General features: G+C 69.1%; 24 protein-coding genes and 1 pseudogene. 8 read left to right on the plus strand and 17 right to left on the minus strand.

Annotated elements, in window-relative coordinates:
- The first annotated feature begins 29 nt into the window (after positions 1-29).
- Positions 30-398: a YbjQ family protein gene (locus K9S39_RS20485; protein WP_248864820.1), complete on the plus strand. Its 369-nt coding sequence runs from the start codon at positions 30-32 to the stop codon at positions 396-398.
- 90 nt (positions 399-488) lie between these two features.
- Here the strand turns inward: K9S39_RS20485 and K9S39_RS20490 are convergent, their stop codons facing one another.
- Complete coding sequence (locus K9S39_RS20490) at positions 489-1,247, minus strand: MerR family transcriptional regulator (RefSeq protein ID WP_248864821.1); 759 nt, start codon at positions 1,245-1,247, stop codon at positions 489-491.
- Between the two features lie 113 nt (positions 1,248-1,360).
- On the opposite strand from K9S39_RS20490, the gene leuE reads away from it, so the two are divergent.
- From leuE to K9S39_RS20505, 3 genes are all read left to right on the plus strand, one after another.
- The gene (gene leuE / locus K9S39_RS20495; protein ID WP_248864822.1) at positions 1,361-2,044 is read left to right on the plus strand and encodes a leucine efflux protein LeuE; all 684 of its coding nucleotides are present in this window, start codon (positions 1,361-1,363) and stop codon (positions 2,042-2,044) included.
- Between the two features lie 167 nt (positions 2,045-2,211).
- Entirely contained in the window at positions 2,212-2,853 is a 642-nt protein-coding gene (gene wrbA, locus K9S39_RS20500) for an NAD(P)H:quinone oxidoreductase (RefSeq protein WP_248864823.1), read from the plus strand.
- Positions 2,853-4,295 (plus strand): glutamate decarboxylase, encoded by a 1,443-nt coding sequence (locus tag K9S39_RS20505; RefSeq protein WP_248864824.1) that lies wholly within the window; start codon positions 2,853-2,855, stop codon positions 4,293-4,295. The genes wrbA and K9S39_RS20505 overlap by 1 nt, the downstream gene beginning before the upstream one ends.
- 31 nt (positions 4,296-4,326) lie before the next feature.
- Here K9S39_RS20505 and K9S39_RS20510 read toward each other — a convergent pair whose 3' ends face one another.
- The 4 genes from K9S39_RS20510 to K9S39_RS20525 all read right to left on the minus strand — a co-directional run bounded on the left by K9S39_RS20510 (position 4,327) and on the right by K9S39_RS20525 (position 8,198).
- Entirely contained in the window at positions 4,327-4,962 is a 636-nt protein-coding gene (locus tag K9S39_RS20510) for a PadR family transcriptional regulator (protein ID WP_248864825.1), read from the minus strand.
- Positions 4,963-5,030: 68 nt separating this feature from the next.
- Positions 5,031-5,579, minus strand: coding sequence for a DinB family protein (locus K9S39_RS20515; protein ID WP_248864826.1), 549 nt, complete (start codon positions 5,577-5,579; stop codon positions 5,031-5,033).
- Positions 5,580-5,812: 233 nt separating this feature from the next.
- Entirely contained in the window at positions 5,813-7,270 is a 1,458-nt protein-coding gene (locus tag K9S39_RS20520; protein WP_248864827.1) for an aldehyde dehydrogenase family protein, read from the minus strand.
- 64 nt (positions 7,271-7,334) lie between these two features.
- Positions 7,335-8,198 (minus strand): helix-turn-helix domain-containing protein, encoded by an 864-nt coding sequence (locus tag K9S39_RS20525; protein ID WP_248864828.1) that lies wholly within the window; start codon positions 8,196-8,198, stop codon positions 7,335-7,337.
- 311 nt (positions 8,199-8,509) lie between these two features.
- Between K9S39_RS20525 and K9S39_RS20530 the strand changes: the two genes are divergently transcribed.
- A complete protein-coding gene (locus K9S39_RS20530; RefSeq protein WP_248864829.1) occupies positions 8,510-8,992 on the plus strand; it encodes an ATP-binding protein in 483 nt (160 codons plus the stop codon).
- Positions 8,993-9,103: 111 nt separating this feature from the next.
- Here the strand turns inward: K9S39_RS20530 and K9S39_RS20535 are convergent, their stop codons facing one another.
- The 7 genes and pseudogenes from K9S39_RS20535 to rpmG form a co-directional block, all read right to left on the minus strand.
- Positions 9,104-9,343 carry a DUF397 domain-containing protein gene (locus K9S39_RS20535; protein WP_248864830.1) on the minus strand — a complete coding sequence of 80 codons (240 nt, stop codon included), beginning with the start codon at positions 9,341-9,343 and terminating at the stop codon, positions 9,104-9,106.
- Between the two features lie 105 nt (positions 9,344-9,448).
- Positions 9,449-9,826: an SRPBCC family protein gene (locus K9S39_RS20540; protein ID WP_406707980.1), complete on the minus strand. Its 378-nt coding sequence runs from the start codon at positions 9,824-9,826 to the stop codon at positions 9,449-9,451.
- Positions 9,827-9,875: 49 nt separating this feature from the next.
- Positions 9,876-10,072, minus strand: a pseudogene (locus K9S39_RS20545) (ArsR/SmtB family transcription factor); the annotation flags it as partial.
- Between the two features lie 53 nt (positions 10,073-10,125).
- Positions 10,126-10,362: a 30S ribosomal protein S18 gene (rpsR, locus tag K9S39_RS20550; protein WP_248864831.1), complete on the minus strand. Its 237-nt coding sequence runs from the start codon at positions 10,360-10,362 to the stop codon at positions 10,126-10,128.
- A 112-nt stretch (positions 10,363-10,474) separates the two neighbouring features.
- A complete protein-coding gene (locus tag K9S39_RS20555) occupies positions 10,475-11,623 on the minus strand; it encodes a CobW family GTP-binding protein (RefSeq protein WP_248864832.1) in 1,149 nt (382 codons plus the stop codon).
- On the minus strand, positions 11,623-11,871 hold the full coding sequence (locus K9S39_RS20560) for a type B 50S ribosomal protein L31 (RefSeq protein WP_248864833.1): 249 nt from the start codon (positions 11,869-11,871) through the stop codon (positions 11,623-11,625). Before K9S39_RS20560 ends, K9S39_RS20555 begins: the two co-directional genes overlap by 1 nt.
- A 6-nt stretch (positions 11,872-11,877) precedes the next feature.
- On the minus strand, positions 11,878-12,042 hold the full coding sequence (gene rpmG, locus K9S39_RS20565) for a 50S ribosomal protein L33 (protein WP_248864834.1): 165 nt from the start codon (positions 12,040-12,042) through the stop codon (positions 11,878-11,880).
- A gap of 73 nt (positions 12,043-12,115) precedes the next feature.
- On the opposite strand from rpmG, the gene rpmB reads away from it, so the two are divergent.
- From rpmB to tatA, 3 genes are all read left to right on the plus strand, one after another.
- Positions 12,116-12,352 carry a 50S ribosomal protein L28 gene (rpmB, locus tag K9S39_RS20570; RefSeq protein ID WP_248864835.1) on the plus strand — a complete coding sequence of 79 codons (237 nt, stop codon included), beginning with the start codon at positions 12,116-12,118 and terminating at the stop codon, positions 12,350-12,352.
- Complete coding sequence (gene rpsN / locus K9S39_RS20575; RefSeq protein WP_248864836.1) at positions 12,352-12,657, plus strand: 30S ribosomal protein S14; 306 nt, start codon at positions 12,352-12,354, stop codon at positions 12,655-12,657. The genes rpmB and rpsN overlap by 1 nt, the downstream gene beginning before the upstream one ends.
- Before the next feature lie 212 nt (positions 12,658-12,869).
- A complete protein-coding gene (tatA, locus tag K9S39_RS20580) occupies positions 12,870-13,049 on the plus strand; it encodes a Sec-independent protein translocase subunit TatA (protein WP_248864837.1) in 180 nt (59 codons plus the stop codon).
- An 87-nt stretch (positions 13,050-13,136) separates the two neighbouring features.
- On the opposite strand, the gene K9S39_RS20585 is transcribed toward tatA, so the two are convergent.
- From K9S39_RS20585 to K9S39_RS20605, 5 genes are all read right to left on the minus strand, one after another.
- Positions 13,137-13,982: a nitrilase-related carbon-nitrogen hydrolase gene (locus K9S39_RS20585; protein ID WP_248864838.1), complete on the minus strand. Its 846-nt coding sequence runs from the start codon at positions 13,980-13,982 to the stop codon at positions 13,137-13,139.
- 504 nt (positions 13,983-14,486) lie between these two features.
- The gene (locus tag K9S39_RS20590) at positions 14,487-15,077 is read right to left on the minus strand and encodes a chaplin family protein (protein WP_248864839.1); all 591 of its coding nucleotides are present in this window, start codon (positions 15,075-15,077) and stop codon (positions 14,487-14,489) included.
- Between the two features lie 1,073 nt (positions 15,078-16,150).
- Complete coding sequence (locus K9S39_RS20595) at positions 16,151-16,462, minus strand: hypothetical protein (RefSeq protein WP_248864840.1); 312 nt, start codon at positions 16,460-16,462, stop codon at positions 16,151-16,153.
- Positions 16,463-16,751: 289 nt separating this feature from the next.
- On the minus strand, positions 16,752-16,994 hold the full coding sequence (locus K9S39_RS20600) for a chaplin (RefSeq protein ID WP_248864841.1): 243 nt from the start codon (positions 16,992-16,994) through the stop codon (positions 16,752-16,754).
- A gap of 661 nt (positions 16,995-17,655) precedes the next feature.
- On the minus strand, positions 17,656-17,910 hold the full coding sequence (locus K9S39_RS20605; RefSeq protein WP_248864842.1) for a chaplin: 255 nt from the start codon (positions 17,908-17,910) through the stop codon (positions 17,656-17,658).
- Positions 17,911-18,210 lie beyond the last annotated feature (300 nt).

Here is an 18,210-nt window from a genome sequence, read left to right on the forward strand (position 1 = left end):
GGTGATGCTGACCGTAAGGAGGTGCGCGCATGGGCATCGAGGAGTACGGCGGCGGTCAGCAGGAACAGTCCGATGTGCTGGTCGTGACGACGAACGACGTCCCCGGGTATCACGTGAAACAGGTCATCGGCGAGGTATTCGGCCTGACGGTCCGCTCGCGCCACCTCGGCAGTCAGATCGGCGCCGGCCTGAAGTCGATGATCGGCGGCGAGCTGAAGGGTCTGACCAAGACCCTGGTCGAGACCCGCAACCAGGCGATGGACCGGCTGGTGGCACAGGCCCGCGCCCGCGGTGCGAACGCCGTGCTGATGTTCCGCTTCGACGTCACGGACGCGGCCGACGTCGGCACCGAGGTGTGCGCCTACGGAACGGCCGTCGTCATCGCCCCGATGAGCTGAGCCGCGCAAGCTGCCGGGCATCAGCCGATCCAGCGGCAACGGTACGGGCCGGGGCGGCGCCCCGGCCCGTACCCGTTCGGCGCCGTCGCCTCAGCTATGCCGCGCGGCGTTGGCCAGCATCGCGTCCCGCATGTAGACCGCCAGCCCCGGCCTGATCGCCTCGTAGGTGGCGGTGAACCGCTCGTCCGCGACATACATCTCGCCGAGCCCGGTGTGCATCTCGTACGTGCACTCGTAGCAGTGCCGGGAGATGAAGCGCCGGTGCTCCTCGGCGACGTCCATCGCCGCGTCCGAGTCCGCGGGGACGCCCCGCGCGAGCAGGTCCCCCATCCGGCGGTGGAGGGCGTCGAATCCCCCGGTGAACCGCTTCCAGTCCTCCTTGGTGTACGACGCCGCCCGGCGCTGCGACTCCTGGTACGCGTCGGTGCCGCCCCAGCGCCGCCCGGCCTCCTCGGCGTGGTCGTCCGGGTCGAAGTCCCCGAAGACCTCGAACTTCTCCTCGGGGGTGAGGTCGATGCCCATCCTGCGTGCCTCCATGGCCTGTTCGACGGCGGCGGCCATCTCCTGGAGCTTGCCGATACGCGCGCTCAGCAGCTCGTGCTGATGCCGCAGATGTTCCTGCGGGTCCGCGTCCGGGTCGTCCAGGAGGACCGCCACCTCGTCGAGCGGAAAGCCGAGCTCCCGGTAGAACAGGATCTGCTGCAGCCGGTCCAGATCGGCGTCGCCGTAGCGCCGGTGGCCGGCGTGGCTGCGCTCGCTGGGCACCAGCAGCCCGATCTCGTCGTAGTGGTGCAGCGTGCGCACGGTGACCTTGGCGTACCCGGCCACCTGCCCTACGGAGTAACTCACTTCCGCTCCCTTCTCGGTACGCGCTTCACGATGGGTCCTCACGCGACGTGAGGTGCAAGTCCGCATCCTGAAAACCGGGGGGAGCGGACGTTCCGGGATGCCATCCTCGGCCCATGCTGGGGATAACGGATCTTTCTACGTATCTGGCCGGCCTCGCGCTGATCATTCTGCTGCCGGGGCCGAACTCGCTGTATGTCGTCTCGGTGGCGGCCCGGCGCGGGCCGCGTGTGGCGTACCGGGCGGCGGCCGGGGTGCTGTGCGGCGACGCGGTGCTGATGGCGCTGTCGGCGGGCGGGGTGGCCTCGCTGCTGCAGGCCAGCCCGGTGCTCTTCGCGATCGTGAAGTTCGCCGGTGCGGGCTATCTGACCTGGCTGGCGGTGGGGATGCTGCGGGGCGCCTGGTCATTGTGGCGCGGCCGGGAGGCTCGTACGCCCCGTACGGCGGAAGGCGCCGCCGAACACGCCGCCCCGCCCGCGGCCCCGAAGGCGGCCGGCGAACGGCCCTACCGCAGGGCCCTGGTGGTCAGCCTGCTCAACCCGAAGGCGATCTTGTTCTTCATCTCCTTCTTCGTGCAGTTCGTGGATCCGTCCTATGCGCACCCGGCGCTTTCGTTCCTGACACTGGGCGCCTGGGCGGAGCTCTTCAGCTTCACGTATCTGACGATCCTGATCTTCAGCGGGACGTTTCTGGCGGCGACCTTCCGCCGCCGCAAGCGGTTGACGGCCGGCCTGTCGGCGGGCGCCGGCGCGGCGTTCCTCGGCTTCGCGGCGAAGCTGTCGCTGGCGAGCGCGAGCTAGGACCTGTCCGCCCCTGACCCATCGGACAGGCCCTGAGCCCCTGAACCCCACGACGGGCGGGTGGCGGTCCTCCGGGACGGCCGTCCGCCCGTTCGCCTTCCAGCGGGCGCACTACAGAGGCCACATAGCCCGTATACCCCTATTGTCGGTTTCCAGGAGGTACGTCCATGCCCACGCACGACGTCCATGTCGCCGTCATCTACTACTCCTCGACGGGCACCGTCGCCGAGCTCGCCCGGCTGATCGCGGACGCCGCCGAGCACGCGGGCGCCGACGTACGACTGCGCCGTACCGGCGAACTCGCCCCGCAGACCGCCATCGACGCCAACCCCGCCTGGGCCGCGAACGCCGCCGCCACCGCCGACATCCTGGAGGCCACCCACGAGGACATGCTCTGGGCGGACGCGGTGCTGTTCGGCTCCCCCACCCGCTTCGGCAATGTCTCCTCGCAGCTCAAGCAGTTCCTCGACACCCTGGGCGGGCTCTGGTACCAGGGCAGACTGGCCGACAAGGTCTACAGCGGCTTCACCGCGAGCACCACGAAACACGGCGGCCAGGAATCCACCCTGCTCGCGCTCTACCAGACCCTCCACCACTTCGGCGGCATCATCATCGCGCCCGGCTACACCGACCCGGCGAAGTACATCGACGGCAATCCGTACGGCACCTCGCACGTGGGCGGTCCCGACGTCCCGGTCGACGACGACGCGCGCACCGCCGCACGGATCCAGGCGGAACGCGTCGTGAAGTTCACCAAAGCCCTCACATACGGCCTCGCACAACCCCGGTCGACCGGCGGCCCCCGCTGATGACCCTCCACAAAGGCGCCCCCGACAACGGACGGCAGCTGGCCGGCCACCCGGTCAACCCCTTCTACGGAGAGGCCGATCCGGTCGCCGGCATGGCCGCGGCGCCCCCGCGCCACCGGCTGCCCGACGGACCGGTCGCCCCGCACACGGCCTATCAGTTCGTGCACGACGAGCTGATGCTCGACGGCAACGCCCGGCTGAATCTGGCGACCTTCGTCACCACCTGGATGGAGCCGCAGGCCGACGTCCTGATGGCCGAGTGCCGGGACAAGAACATGATCGACAAGGACGAGTACCCGCGCACCGCGGAGCTGGAGAATCGCTGCGTGGCGATGCTCGCCGACCTGTGGCACGCGCCCGACCCGGCGGCGGCCGTCGGCTGCTCGACGACGGGGTCGAGCGAAGCCTGCATGCTCGCCGGGATGGCCCTCAAACGGCGCTGGACGCTGGGGGCACCTCCCGGCGGCAGCCGGGGGAGGAACGGCGACCGCTATTCGGGCGCCGCCCGCCCCAATCTCGTCATGGGCGCCAACGTCCAGGTCTGCTGGGAGAAGTTCTGCACCTTCTGGGAGGTCGAGGCGCGCCAGGTCCCCATGGAGGGCGATCGCTACCACCTCGACGCGGCCTCCGCCGCCGGACTCTGCGACGAGAACACCATCGGCGTCGTGGCGGTCCTCGGCTCCACCTTCGACGGGTCGTACGAGCCGGTGGCCGGGATCTGCGCCGCGCTGGACGACCTCCAGAAGCGCACCGGCCTGGACATCCCGGTCCATGTGGACGGCGCGTCCGGCGCCATGATCGCGCCGTTCCTCGACCCGGACCTGGTGTGGGACTTCCGGCTGCCGCGGGTCGCCTCCATCAACACCTCCGGCCACAAATACGGCCTGGTCTACCCGGGCGTCGGCTGGGCGCTGTGGCGCGATACGGACGCGCTGCCCGAGGAACTGGTCTTCCACGTCAACTACTTGGGCGGCGACATGCCGACCTTCGCGCTCAACTTCTCCCGGCCGGGCGCCCAGGTCGCGGCCCAGTACTACACGTTCCTCCGGCTGGGCCGGGCCGGCTTCCGTGCCGTACAGCAGGCGACCCGGGACGTAGCCCGCTCGATGGCCGCACGGATCGCGGAACTCGGCGACTTCCGGCTGCTCACCCACGGCGACGAGCTGCCGGTCTTCGCCTTCACCACCGCCGACGACGTCACGGCCTTTGATGTCTTCGACGTGTCCCGGCGCCTCAAGGAACGCGGCTGGCTGATCCCCGCGTACGCCTTCCCGCCGCACCGCGAAGATCTCTCCGTCCTACGGGTGGTCTGCCGGAACGGCTTCTCCCATGACCTCGCCGACCTGTTCCTCGCGGACCTGGAACGGCTGCTGCCCGAACTCCGCGCCCAGCCCTGCCCGTTGGGACGCCCGGAAAGCGTGGCGACCGCCTTCCACCACTGAGCTCCGGCATCGCGGGGGCCTGTCCGGCGGGTCAGGAGTCCTCCCGGCCGTCCTTCGCCGCGTACGGATTCTCCACTCCGTCCGGCAGCACCCCCACGAACGGCTCCCCCTCGCCCGCGAAGACATACGCCCCGCCCTCGATCCGCTCGATCAGCCCCCGCGTCCACTCCGCTCCGCTGTCCGCGGTGTGCACCCACAGGTTCATGATCTCGCCGATATGGCCGAGCTGCCCCGGCCCCTCCTCGGGTGTGTAGTACTCGGTGACGGTGCTGCGCCACTCCTCCAGCGCCCGCACCCGCTCCTTGAGCAGCGCCACCGCCTCGGCCCGCGGCAGGTCGAGGAGGAAGCCGATGCCCGCGCTCAGCACATCCGCCTTCTGGTCGTGCCGGGAAAGCGCCGCACGCAACAGCGCGAAGAACTCGGCCTCCCCCGCCTCGGTCAGCTCGTACTCGGTACGCGGCGGCCCTCCGGCGGTGCTGGGCGCGATGTCATGGGCGTGCAGCAGCCCTTGCTTGGCCATCTGCTTGAGCGCGTGGTAGATCGAGCCCGGCTTGGCATGGGACCACTCATGGGCGCCCCAGTACTCCAGGTCGTTGCGGACCTGATAGCCGTGCGCCCGCCCGTGCTGCCGCACGGCGCCCAATACCAGCAGCCGGATCGCCGACATCGTCTCCTCAACCTCTCACACGCCCCGGCGCACCCGTATGCACCCGGTGACCGCCAGCCTAGGACGCGCTACCCCTCCCGTGCCTTCCGCTCCTCGTCCACCAGCGCGAAGGCGGTCTTGCCGTCCAGGGACTCCCGGATGATGTCGGCGTGTCCGGCGTGCCGGGCGGTCTCCTCGATCAGGTGCAGCAGCAGCCAGCGCATCGACTGCCGGCTGTTCGGCGGGAACCACGGCGCCTCCGGGAGCGGGAAGGTGTCGTCCAGGCTCGGCACGGAACGGGTGAATTCCTCGGTCACCCGGGCGACCTTGTCCCAGAACGCCAGCACACCCGCCAGCGTCTCGCCGTCCTGCAGCCGGAAGCCCTCCTGCCAGTTGTCCGGGTTCCGCTCGATGGAGCAGGGCAGCTCCCGCGCGGTCTCCACCCAGCCCTGCTCGACCTCCGCGACATGCTTGATCAGGCCCGACAAGGACAGCTCACCGGCGCTCGGCCGCTGGGTCGTCTGCTCGTCGGTCAGCCCGAGGACCGCGCGCCGCAGGCCGCCGCGCTGGGCCTCCAGGAAGGACAGGAGCGCGCCGCGCTCGTCGCCGTGGGCCTCGGCAGGGACGTGGGTGGGCATGAGATCCGCCTTTCGTGACATCTCAGGGCGGTACGGCCTTCCGCCGTCCTCCGCCTTCCGACACCCTCACGCTACGAGCCCCTGCGGTCAGGTTCTGTCCTCGATCCGCGGCGAGCAATCGCCAATCCGCGGGCGATCGGTCATCAGCAGGCGGTCGCCGTATCCGCGGGAAACCGCTCGTCCGCGGGCAGTCGCCACATCCGCGGGCACTCGCTCGTCCGCGGGCGCTCGCCTCAGAACGGGAACCGGGACCGCCCGTGCTGGATGGAGACCCATTTCTGCGTGGTGAACGCCTCGACCGTGGCCTCCCCGTTGAGCCGGCCCACCCCGGAGCTCTTCTCCCCGCCGAAGGCGACCAGCGGCTCGTCGTGCACGGTGCCGTCATTGATGTGGATCATGCCGGTGTCGATCCGCCGGGCGAGCTGCGCACCGCGCTCCACATCGGCGGTGTGCACCGCGCCGCTCAGCCCGTACGGGGAGTCATTGGCGATCCGTACCGCCTCGTCCTCGCCGTCGAACGGCACCAGCAGCGCCACCGGCCCGAAGATCTCCTGGGTGTGCAGCCCGGAGTCGGCGGGCAGCCCGGCCAGCACGCTCGGCTCCACCAGATTGCCGTCCGTACCGCCGCGCAGCAGCGCCGTCGCCCCCTCGGCGACCGCACGCTCGACCAGCGCGGTCAGCGCCTCCGCCTGGAAGGAGTTGATCAGCGGGCCGATCTCGGTCTGCGGGTCCCGGGGATCGCCGGTGCGCAGCGCCGCCACCCTGGCCACGAACTTCTCGGTGAACTCGGCCTCCACCTTGCGGTCGAGCAGCACCCGGTTCGCGGCCATACAGACCTGGCCCTGATAGACGAACCGGCTGAAGACGGCCGCGTCCACGGCGTAGTCGACATCGGCGTCGTCCAGCACGATCAGCGCGCTGTTGCCACTGAGTTCGAGGACGACGCGCTTGAAGTGGCCGGCGCTGACCGAGGCGACATGCCGGCCGACCTTGTCCGAGCCGGCGAACGAGATCACCTTGGGCACCCGGTGCTCGATCAGCGCGTCGCCGATCTCCGCGATATCGGTGACCAGCACATTGACCAGTCCGGCGGGCAGCCCCGCGTCCTGGAAGAGCTTGGCGATCAGCCCGCCGCCGGCGATCGGGGTGTTCTGGTTGGGCTTGACCACCACGGCGTTGCCGAGGGCCAGCGCCGGCGCCACCGACTTCATCGAGATCAGGAACGGGAAGTTGAACGGGCTGATCACCGCGATGACACCGGCCGGCCGGCGGTAGACGCGGTTCTCCTTGCCGTCCACCGGCGAGGGCAGAATGCGGCCCTCCGGCCGCATTGTGAGCCCTATCGCCTCGCGGACGAACTCCTTGGCGAGGTGCACCTCGTAGGCGGCCTTGGCGCGGGTGCCGCCCAGTTCGAGGACGAGCGCCTCGGTGATCTCCGCCTCGCGCTCCTCGATGAGCCGCAGCAGCCGTTCGATGACCCGCCGCCGGACGTAGGGGTTGGTCTCCGCCCATGCGCGCTGCGCCCGTTCGGCGGCGCGGTACGCCTCGTCGACCTGGTCCGCACCGGCGACCGTGATCGACGCCAGCTTCTCCTGGTCGTAGGGGTTGAAGTCGATGATGTCCCACGAGCCGCTGCCGGCCCGCCATTCACCGTCGATGAACTGGTAGGCCAGGTCTGCGAAGAAGGACATGGCATCCCTACTCTGTGCGACTCTGCTCTGCGGGGGGCTGATCTGGCGTCATCCTACCGGCAGGTCAGGTCAGTTGGAGTAGACCACGCAGGAGATCCCGGCTCTGCGCGGGGTCCGGACTGTCCTCCTGCAGCCGCTCCATCGCCCGCTCGTACTGCCCGACCTCCTCCGGCTTGTCGACGTACAGGGCGCTGGTGAGCTGCTCCAGGTAGACGAGATCGGAGAGGTCGGACTCCGGGAAGCGGAGCATCGTGAAGGAGCCGCTCTCGCCCGCGTGCCCGCCGAAGTTGAAGGGCATGACCTGGAGTTGGACGTTGGGCCGCTCGGAGATGTCGATCAGATGCCGCAACTGCCCGCGCATCACGGACCGGTCGCCGTACGGGCGGCGCAGCGCGGCCTCGTCCAGCACACAGTGCAACTGCGGGGCACGCTCGGCTATCAGCAGCTTCTGCCGCTCCTGGCGCAGTGCCACCCGGCGCTCGATCTCGGCCTCCGGCGCCTCGGGAATACCGCGGGTGACGACGGCGCGGGCGTACTCGGCGGTCTGCAACAGCCCGTGGACGAACTGCACTTCGTAGACGCGGATGAGAGACGCGGCTCCTTCCAGACCCACATACGTCTGGAACCATCCGGGAAGCACATCGCCGTAACTGTGCCACCAGCCCGCGATATTGGCCTCCCGGGCCAGTGCGAGCAGCGACTCGCGCTCCCGCTCGTCGGTCACGCCGTACAGCGTGAGGAGATCCTCGACATCACGCGCCTTGAAGCTCACCCTGCCCAACTCCATGCGGCTGATCTTCGATTCGGATGCACGGATGGAGTAGCCGGCCGCCTCGCGGGTTATCCCGCGTGATTCACGCAGCCGACGGAGCTGCGACCCCAGCAGGATCCGCCGAACCACCGACCCGCTCGTCTCACTTGCGGACACCTTCAGACCCTCCCGTGGCCCACCCCGCTCAACTGTGCGCCGCAGTCTGCCACGTTCACGCTTCGTTGAGTGCTCATCCGATTACTGATATGTGAGGTCCCCCCAAGCTCTCCACAACAATACGCAGGAAGAATTACGCAGGAAACGGTACGGCCTCCCGCAATCAAGGCGCGTGCACGTGCATTTGCCCTTGCATCTGGCGAACGCATTGGGAACCATGGGCTTCGCACGCATGCACGCTCGTGAAAGATCCGCCAGACCCGGCCGCCCGGCCAGGGTCATGACGTCCGCGAACGCCAGGAGTGCCTCGCATGGGGACCAGGGTTTTGACCATGCTCGACGAGCAGTTATGGCAGGGCCTTCCGCCCGTCGACCCCCTGAGCGTCTCCGGATCCGTGTCCTGCATCCTGCCGCCGCGGTACGAATCGGTCAGCGGCGCGCGGAAGTTCACCCGCGACACCCTGCACGGATGGAACCTGGACGAACTCTTCGACGGGGTCGCCCTGGTGGTCTCCGAGCTGGTCACCAACGCCCTGCGGCACGCGGTCCTGGCCGCCCCGGGACTCACCGACGCCCCGCCCGCCCGGCTCCATCTGATGCGCTGGTCCGCCCGGCTGGTCTGTGCCGTACGGGACCCCAGCGGCGCCTCACCGGTCGCCGGGGAGGCCGACTCGGCCGCGGAATCGGGCCGCGGGCTCTATCTCGTGGACTCCTTCAGCGACAGCTGGGGGTGGCACCCGATGGCCGGCGCCGCACCCGGCAAGATCGTCTGGGCGCTGTTCCGCCTGCCGTGACGCCACGCGTCTCCCGCTACGGCGCCCCGCGCCCCCTGCACGGCCGGCGCCCGAGGGCCTGTCCCCGCACCCCGTCACCCGGTCACCCGGTCAGGATGCGGAGACAGGCCCTCAGTCGCGTACGAGGTGGTCGAACTCGCCGTCCTTGACGCCGAGCAGCATCGCCTGGACCTCGGCCGGCGTGTAGACGAGTGCCGGGCCGTCCGGGAAGCGGGAGTTGCGTACCGCGATATCGCCCCCGGGCAGCTTCGCGAACTCCACGCACGAGCCCTGGGAGTTGCTGTGCCTGCTCTTCTGCCAGGACACGTCGTGGAGATCCGTTGCGGCCATGCCGTTGTATGCGTGGGGCACTGGGGTCTCCCGGTGAGAACTGGTGGCAACTGCCCGGGATCATAGCCGCGTTCACATGCGGATGCATGCGCAGATGCACGTGCACGACGGCGGGTGCCGGCCCGGTCACAGCTCGTCGAGCACCTTCCCCAAACGCTCCGTCACAATCGACCGCCAGCCGCCGCCCATGATGCGGTGCGCCGGCATCTGGTACGGGTCATCGGGGTCGAATCCCTCATGCACGAGGAAAAGACGGGTGCCGCGGCCTTCGGGTTCCAGGGTCCAGCTGGCGGTCCGGTCCGCGCGGTTGCCCTGGCCCTCGTCGGCGTCCTGCCAGCGCAGCCGCAGCATCTTCTCGGGCTCGAACGCGGCCACCTCGGCGACGACGGCGCCGGAGAAGTTGGCACTCGGCCGGGGCAGGCCGGTCATCTCGCAACGGTGGCCGACCTGCAGCCGGAAGTCTCCCGGCATCAGCCATTGGGCGTACCGGGATGATCCCGACAACGCAGCGAGCGCACGCGCCAGGCGTCGCGGGCCAGAAGGGATACAGGACTCACCCGCCCGGCTTCGCGCGCCAGAACCGCTCGTACGGGCCGAGCCACGCCTGAACCTCGCTCAGCCTGGCGGCCTCCAGGCGGTGGATCCGCTGTCGGCCGGCCCGTTCCTCGCTCACCAGCCCGGCCTCCGGAGCACCTTCAGGTGCTCGGAAAGGCTCGGACGGCGCATCGTGAAGCGCTCCGCCAACTGCTGGGGATTCCCTACGTGTCGACCGCAGGGAATCCCCCACTCATCTGCCGTACGCGTCATCGCGACCCATACGGCAGCAGCGCCATCTCCCGGGCGTTCTTGATCGCACGGGCCAGCTGTCGCTGCTGCTGGGCCGTGACCCGGGTGACCCGGCGGGTGCGGATCTTGCCGCGGTCGGAGATGAACTTCCGCAGCAGGTCGGTGTCCTTGTAGTCGATGTAGGTGATCCCCGCCGCGTCCAGCGGATTGGGACGGGGGGTGGACTTGCGGCGCGGGTCGGGCCGACGGGCCATGGGAGTTTCCTTACGAGTACGGCGTGTGGGTACGGCTGACGGATACGGGGAGGAGGCTTACGGGTACGGCGAGCGGGCCGGCGTCCACCGAAGTCGGCCCGGGTGCGGCCGGTCACGAAACGGGGTCGAGGAGTGCGTCGAAAGCCGGCGGCAGACTCTTCCACGCGTGCGGCCCGCCCGCGTACTCCGCGTCGGTGAGCAGGCAGGACTCCAGCAGGGCGGTGAGCCCCTCGCGGTCCAGTCCGGGCGAGACGAAGACCAGATGCTGGGCCCGGTCGCCGTGCTCGGGGTGCCAGTCCAGTGCGGCCGCGGCCCGGCGCATCGGCGGCACCATCTCCCAGGCGGCGTCCGGCAGCGAGGCCAGCCACGGCCCGGCGCTCTCCACGCACAGGGCGCCGCCCGCCGCGTCCCAGGACAGCAGCGTGTCCGGGCGGTCGGCCAGCCAGAAGCGCCCCCGGCTGCGCGCGGCCACGCAGGTCAGGTCCTCCAGCGCCGCGTAGAGCCGCTCGGGGTGGAAGGGCCGGGCGCGCCGCCAGACGAGCGTGGTGACGCCGTCCGCGTCGGCCTCCTGCGGCAGCAGCGCACACGCCGGATGCTGCCGCGCGGCGGCCGCCTCCACGTCGAACCCGGCCATCGCCGCGTCCGCCAACTCCCCCGACTCCACATCGACATGACGTGCCATCGGGTGCAGCTGCGCGAGCAGCGCCAGATCGGCCGGCTCGGCCTCCTCCTCCCCCGCCACCAGCGCCAGCACCGGCGCGTACTCCAGCTGCCGCGCCCAGGTGTCCGCGACGGTGCGCTGGTCGGAGGCCGCGGCCGCGAGCCCGGCCTCGGTGAGATCGTCGCCGCAGCCGAGGTACGGCAGCAGCAGCGCCGGATCGACGGCCGTGATCACTCCCGTCAGCGCAAGACTGTCGCTGCCGCACGCGGTGACCACCTCGGCCATCGCCTTCGGCTCGACCGAATCCCACAGCTCCACGATCGCCAGCCGACACGTCCGGCCGGCGGCCAGCCGCTCCAGCTCGGGGACGAGGTCCTCGCGCAGCGCGCAGCAGGCGCAGTTGTTGACCAGCGGCGTCTCCCCCGTGTCGAGCGTCCCCCCGGCGTCCCGGACCGTCCGGCGGACGGTGCCGTCCGTGGCCGAGGCGAGGTCGTGATGGAGGGCGACGCTGCCGGGGACGGAGCGCAGCAGCCGCTCGACGGTGACCCGCCGGGCATCGGAGTGCAGCCCGCCCACCAGCACGATGTTGAGCCGGTCCATCAGCGGCCCTTGCCGTAGCGGCGCTCGAACCGCTCCACGCGGCCGGCGGTGTCCAGCACCCGGGCGGTGCCGGTGTAGAAGGGGTGGCTGACGTTGGAGATCTCGACGTCGACGACGGGATAGGTGTTCCCGTCCTCCCACTCGATGCTCTTGTCGCCGGTCATCGTCGAGCGGGTGAGAAAGGCATGGCCGGCGGCCCGGTCACGGAAGACGACGGGTCCGTAGGCGGGGTGGATACCGGGCTTCATGGGGGCTCAGCGCTCCTCTCGGAAAGCGACATGACGGCCGACGACCGGGTCGTACTTGCGCAGTTCCAGTCGGTCGGGGTCATTACGGCGGTTCTTGCGGGTCACGTAGGTGTAGCCGGTGCCGGCGGTGGACCGGAGCTTGACGACCGGGCGTAGTTCGTTGCGGGCCATGCGGGTAGTATACGTAAATGGTTTCCATTTTCAATAAGCCCCCTGGAGGGGCACCGACCGGAGGGATCACACCTTGTCCGCCCACTGCCAACTGACCGGCCGCAAGCCGGGTTTCGGCAACTCCGTCTCCCACTCGCACCGCCGCACCTCGCGCCGGTTCGACCCCAACATCCAGCGCAAGCGCTACTGGCTGGAGAGCGAGGGCCGGCACGTCCGGCTCACCCTGAGCGCCAGGGGCATCAAGACCGTGGACACGATCGGGATCGAGGCGGCCGTCGCCCGGATCCGCGCCCGAGGGGAGAAGGTCTGATGGCCAAGCAGAGCAAGATCGCCAAGAACGAGAAGCGCCGCGCGACCGTCGCCCGCTACGCGGCCCGCCGGGCCGTCCTCAAAGCCGTCATCCGCAACCCGCGGACGTCCGCCGAGGAGCGCCTCACCGCCCAGCGCGAACTCTCCCGCCAGCCGCGGGACGCCAGCGCCACCCGCGTCCGCAACCGCGACAGCGTCGACGGCCGCCCGCGCGGCTACTTCCGCGCCTTCGGACTCTCCCGCGTACGGCTGCGCGAACAGGCGCATGCGGGGTATCTGCCGGGCGTACGGAAGTCCAGCTGGTAGCCCGACTGCGGGAGCGTCTCCGGGCGTAAGAAAGTCCAGCCGGTAGCCCGACTGCGGGGCCGCCTCCAGGCGTACGAAAGTCCCGCCGACAGGCGGGCAGCAGCCCCTCGTCCGGCCGCCCGCCCCTGGGCTCACCCCCTGGGCAGGGCGGCCGGACCCTTCGGGCCATACTGGACAGAACGTCCGCAGCCCCCGACGAAAGCGAGCGCGCCATGCTCCGCAACGCCTTCGAACCCTGGCATCTGATACTGATCATCGCGGTCCTGGTACTGCTCTTCGGCTCCAAGAAGCTGCCCGACATGGCACGCGGCGTCGGCCGCTCGCTGCGCATCCTGAAGTCCGAGGCCAAGGCCCTCAAGGACGACCGGCAGGATTCCGCGGACACTCACTGATCACCGGCCGCTCCGAGCGGACGTCACCCCCTTGTCTCCCTGTCCGCCCGGTCCCGGCTGCTGCGCCGGCTCAGCCGCCGCCCGCCCTCAGCTGTCGCCGCCCTCGTCGATCAGCCGCCGCACCTCGCGGTCGACCAGCCCCAGCCGGGCCTCGGCGATCAGCGGCACGGCACGCCGCTGCCGCCGCGCCTCGGACGGATCGATGTCGACGGTGACCAGCGCGGGCTCCCACTTGGGCGCCTGCGCCACCACCGAGCCCCGCGGATCCACCACCCGCGAACCGCCCCAGAACGTCGCGCCGTGCTCATTGCCGACCCGGTTGACGAACACCACCCAGCACTGCAGCATCCGCGCCGTATAGGACACCAGCGTGTCCCAGTACAGCCCGGTGTCCATCGCCTCCGGATCCAGGCTCGCCGCGCTGTTGGTCGGCACGAACAGCACCTCGGCGCCGTCCTGCACCGCCAGCCACGGCAGCACCGGCTGCCACGCGTCATTGCACACCAGCGTCGCGCCCCGCCCCCCGCTGGCCGACTTCGTCAGGTCGTACGCGCGCAGCGACTGCCCCGGGCTGACGTGCTTGCGCTCCTCCCAGGCCAGGTAATTCGGGAGATAGAGCTTGCGGTGCGCGTGCACCAGCGCGCCGTCCGCGTAGTGCGCGCACGTGTTGTAGGCGCGCAGCGAGGTGTGCTCATGGAATCCGACCAGCACATCGGGCCCGTGCATGCTGAGCTCCAGCAGCCGCGGATCACGCGCCTCGATGGAAACATCACGCTTGAGAGCGCCCAAGTGATAGCCATGCAGGCTCAGTTCGGGGAACACCACGAGATCGGCACCCTGGGCCGCCGCCTGCTCGATCTGCTCACGGGCGTGGTCGAGGTTCTCCGCCACCTCTCCCAACACACAGTCCGTCTGCGCCAGCGCAATGAGCATGGCCCACACCTCATCGATTGGGCACTTTCACGGCCTTTATCCAAGTTTGCCAGAGGCGGGGGTGGTGCGGTCCAGGCTCGGCATCGCGGTTTCCTCGCCAGTGGGGTGGGGTTCGCGGGGCAGGCCAGTTGGCGATCATGTGGGGCTCGCGGGCAGGTGGGGCCTGTCGGTCATGCGGGACTCGCCGATTGCGCGGGCCGCCGCCCGCCGACGCGCCCCGCCCTCTTCACACCCCCGCGCGGACGGGTCCCCACCAATGAGCGAATGAACGATCCTTCCCGTACCGGACACGTCCCTCACGCGTTGATCCGCACGGTCCGCCGTACGACAGCCGGGGGCTTCCAGCCGCAGCGCCCAGCACCCTCGGTACGGCGGTACGGGGTCGGGTCGTCCGGTGATGCCGACGGCCGTCCCGACCAGGCGCGCACAGGCCGAGCGGCCCGCCGGACCGGCTCGGCCTGCCGCCGACCTCCCGCAGCGCCGCACCCCGTCGCACCACCTGGCTCACCTCCGGTGCGACCTGCGCAGCAGCAACGCCCCGCCGAACACCAGCCCACCCCCCACACCGACCGCCAAGCCCAGCTGCCGCGCTCCGGTGGACGCCAGCAGCGCCGATCCCGCCGACGCACCGGCCCGCGCCACGGCGCCCACTCGCGGCGCGCGCGCCGAGTGCGCACGCCGCTCCACATCCGGTTTCCGCCCACCGCCCCACCCGCGTCGCCCGTCCGGGCCCCGGCCCGGGCCCGGCCGCCCCTCGCCGGATCGCCCGTCGCCCGGTCTCCAGCCGACGCCCGGCGTCCGCGCGTCCGGCACATGCCGCCCGCCCGGCGCACGCAGCCGCTCATCCCCGCACACGGCGCCCATGGCCCGGTTGAGCAGCCCCACGCCGCTGACGGTACTGCCGCAGAAGTCGACCGGGTCACCGACCGGGCCACGTCCCGGCGCCTGAACGGAGTTACCCGTAAGCCCCTCGGACGAGTTCACGGCGCTCCCCTCCGCCCCGGTGTCCGCGTATACGGAACCGCAGCCCGCGCCGAGAACGCACGAGACCGCCGCCGCAACGAGCACGTACTTCAGTCTCAGGCTCTGTCGCATGTCTCATCTCTCATCTGCCGTCGTTGCGTTCGGATCAACGCCCGCCCCGCTGCTCCCGTGGCGCGCTCGCACGAACGGGCGGCCGGCAGCGCTTACGCGGCGCCGACCGCCCGACGTCACAAGCGGTGAAACGGCACGGGTCATTCAAGATGCCTTGAAGGAACCCGGGTTGGGCACACAGCCGCCCCTGCGCGGTGGAGATGCCTGTCGGCTATGGCGCTTGGCACTGTTGCCGCTGCTGTGGCCGCGCCGTGATCGTCACCGGACGCCATGCCCTACGGCACACTGCGGCGGATACGCCGGTCGGCGAAACCACCGCCGATACGCCCGCCTGTCATCATTCTTCCGCGCGCAGAACCCTTCAGAAGAGGAACTCCCGCACAAGAGCCTATTCCCACAACCCGCCCTGCGAGTGCGAGTTCCGCACCGTCACCCGAACAGCCGGACAACCGCTCTACGAAAAGGCATCCGGTCACTTCTATCGCGCCGCCCCATCACCCGCATGCCCTGCGCACGAACAGGGCCCGCGCTGCCCTACCGCAGCTGAACGGGCCCCGTTTTCGTTTCCGGCCGGCATGCCAATGCCCTGGCAACCCCATCAATCTCGCAAGGGCATTGGCATGCGTCCCTCCACACAACCTCTATAACGACCCGGTACAGCACACTTCGATAACGAGCGAATAACAATGCCGGGCCGGACACCGCTTAGCTCGTGCGGTGCCGGTCCCTGTTTCCGCCGTTTCCGCCGAACGCGGGGACGGCATAAACCCGGGCCGCCCCGTAGCAGGAGGTCCGGGCGCCCCGGGTTGGATCCGGCCGGTCAGCGGCCGTGATCGCCTCCCGACGAGCGCTGATACGCCGTCGATGCCGTCGTCCAGAAGGTGCGTCAGCCACTCGTCGCCCTTCTGATTAACTCACCATGCCGAGTTCGGCTTTGCTTATTGACTCACGTGCGCCGGTCCCGATCCAGGTCGTCGATCAGGGTGGCTTTCCGAGCCATGCGACTCTGCATCACCCGCAGGAGAAGTACTCCGGGGGGCGAACCACACAGACAACACACTGCGCACGCTGTCCTACTTCTTTGCGACCGGCCTGCCGCCGAGCAGTGGAACCTTCTTGTCCACCTTCTTCGAGACCTTCTTGGTAACCCCCTTGGTGCCGACGAGCAGGTCATTTTTCTCGCTCTTTACGGCTTCGGCCACACCGCTGACCTGCTGCACCAGCGGATGGAATTGCCTGCCCTTCAGCTGGGCGTCCGACACCTTGCCGTTCGGGCTCATCTTCGGAACTCCGGCGTTTCCGGCGAAAGCCGGGGCGGCCGTGCCGATCGTGATGACGGAACCCGCGACAGCCGCAGCAACCACGGCAGACTTCGCGTACTTCACTGTAAATCTGTCCCTTCTCAGGCGATCCTTGACGGGATCGCGACACCAACGCCGCGAGAGCATTTACTTCGCTGCTCGGATCACCACTTTTGCACTGTCTCAACGATTTCCGTCTGGTGGGGAAACTCCGCAGTTCAACGTTCTTGGTAACGCCACCCGAAACGCGAGCCCGCTTCGCGTTCCGCACGGCCGGGACCGAACGCGGCCAGCAACCGAACGCGTCCGGCCCCGGTGCGCACCGAGTGCACACCGGGGCCGACCGGAACGACGCGGATCGATTGCTGTCGGCTCAGAGGTTCTTGCAGTGGTTACCGAACGCCGGGTTGAGAGCTCCGATGAATTGTACGGTGTTGCCGCAGAGGTTGATCGGGACGTGGATCGGGAACTGGACCACATTGCCGGAAACCACACCCGGAGAATGCTTGCCGCCACCCTCGGCCTTCGCGTCGGCGAACGCGGGCGCAGACGCGCCGACGGTCATGAGCGTGCTGGCGGCGACTGCAGCAGCTGCAGCGACCTTTGCGTACTTCACTTTCAGCCCTTCCTGTAGCGGGTCCTGGCGAACACGACCGTCGTGTCGCACGGGCGGGAACCTGATCGCCCGTAACTCCGCTGCCGATATTGGTAACGTTTTCTCCTCGCCGGGGAAACCCTCACGGATGAGTTTCGGAAGAATCGCCCGAAAGATGCAAAGACGTTTCGAGAGATCATCTCCGCGCAGATGAAGCGAGAAAACTACCGCAGTTCGGTCAGCCGAGCGGACCGTCGAATACGAATTCCTACCGAATGATGGATCGATAATTACCGGGTCTACGGTTGCCGATGTGCCGCCGCAGGCCCCGGACCGCTGATGAGGATCGTTGTCCGGCCCTGCCTCCAACGACCAGCGCACAGCCGTAGGCCGTCGATCGAGGCGGCTACAGTCGTCGAAGTCAGGACCTTCATCACAGTTATCCCCTCGTCGAAGCGGAGTGCCGACATCCGGAGTGTCCTGGTCAACTCACTTCTCCGGGCACGGTTTCGCCGCTTCACTCGAATGCCATGAAACCCCCGGCACATATCACCGCATCCGGGCAGCGACCGGTAAATGAGCGACCCCGGAGCCGTCAAAGGCCGGTACGGAAACGCGTACCGGCCTTTGAAGGAAAGGCCGCACCCGCCGTACCGGGGCCGGCCCCGCCGCTAAGCGGCACTCACTTGTTGATGCAGATGTTGCCGAACGCCGGGTTGAGCGCACCGATGAATTGAGCGGTGTTACCGCAGACGTTGATCGGCACATCGATCGGGACCTGGATCAGGTTTCCGGAAAAGACACCGGGGGACCCCACGGCGCCACCGACGGCCTTGGTGCCGTGCCCGTTGCCGTCTGCAGCGGCAACGCCGGCCCCTCCCATGAGGGCGATCCCCGCGGTGGCGGACAAGGCAATGGCCTTGGAGAAAAGCTTCACGGCTTACCTCTTTACTGATGCAGCGTTCAGGACCTGTTACGCGCCGCCTGGAGCGACAAGCTGCTCAACGCACGAAAACGGGCAAAAGTAGCGCTGCCATACGGGTGATGTGAATTTTCGGGTTCCGGAGATGGCGGCGGTAGTCGGCAGTACCCTCACGGGCAGTCCGGCGCCGCCATTTGTTGGCCGCCTATTCGCCCGCGTCCGGTCACCATCGTGGCACGTCATCTCCGTACACCCGGTGATTGTCGGTGGCGTGGTGTGCAATGGCGTCATGAAGGTGACTTGCGATCAGGTGCT

It is taken from the genome of Streptomyces halobius, assembly GCF_023277745.1.
GTDB classification, from domain to species: domain Bacteria; phylum Actinomycetota; class Actinomycetes; order Streptomycetales; family Streptomycetaceae; genus Streptomyces; species Streptomyces halobius.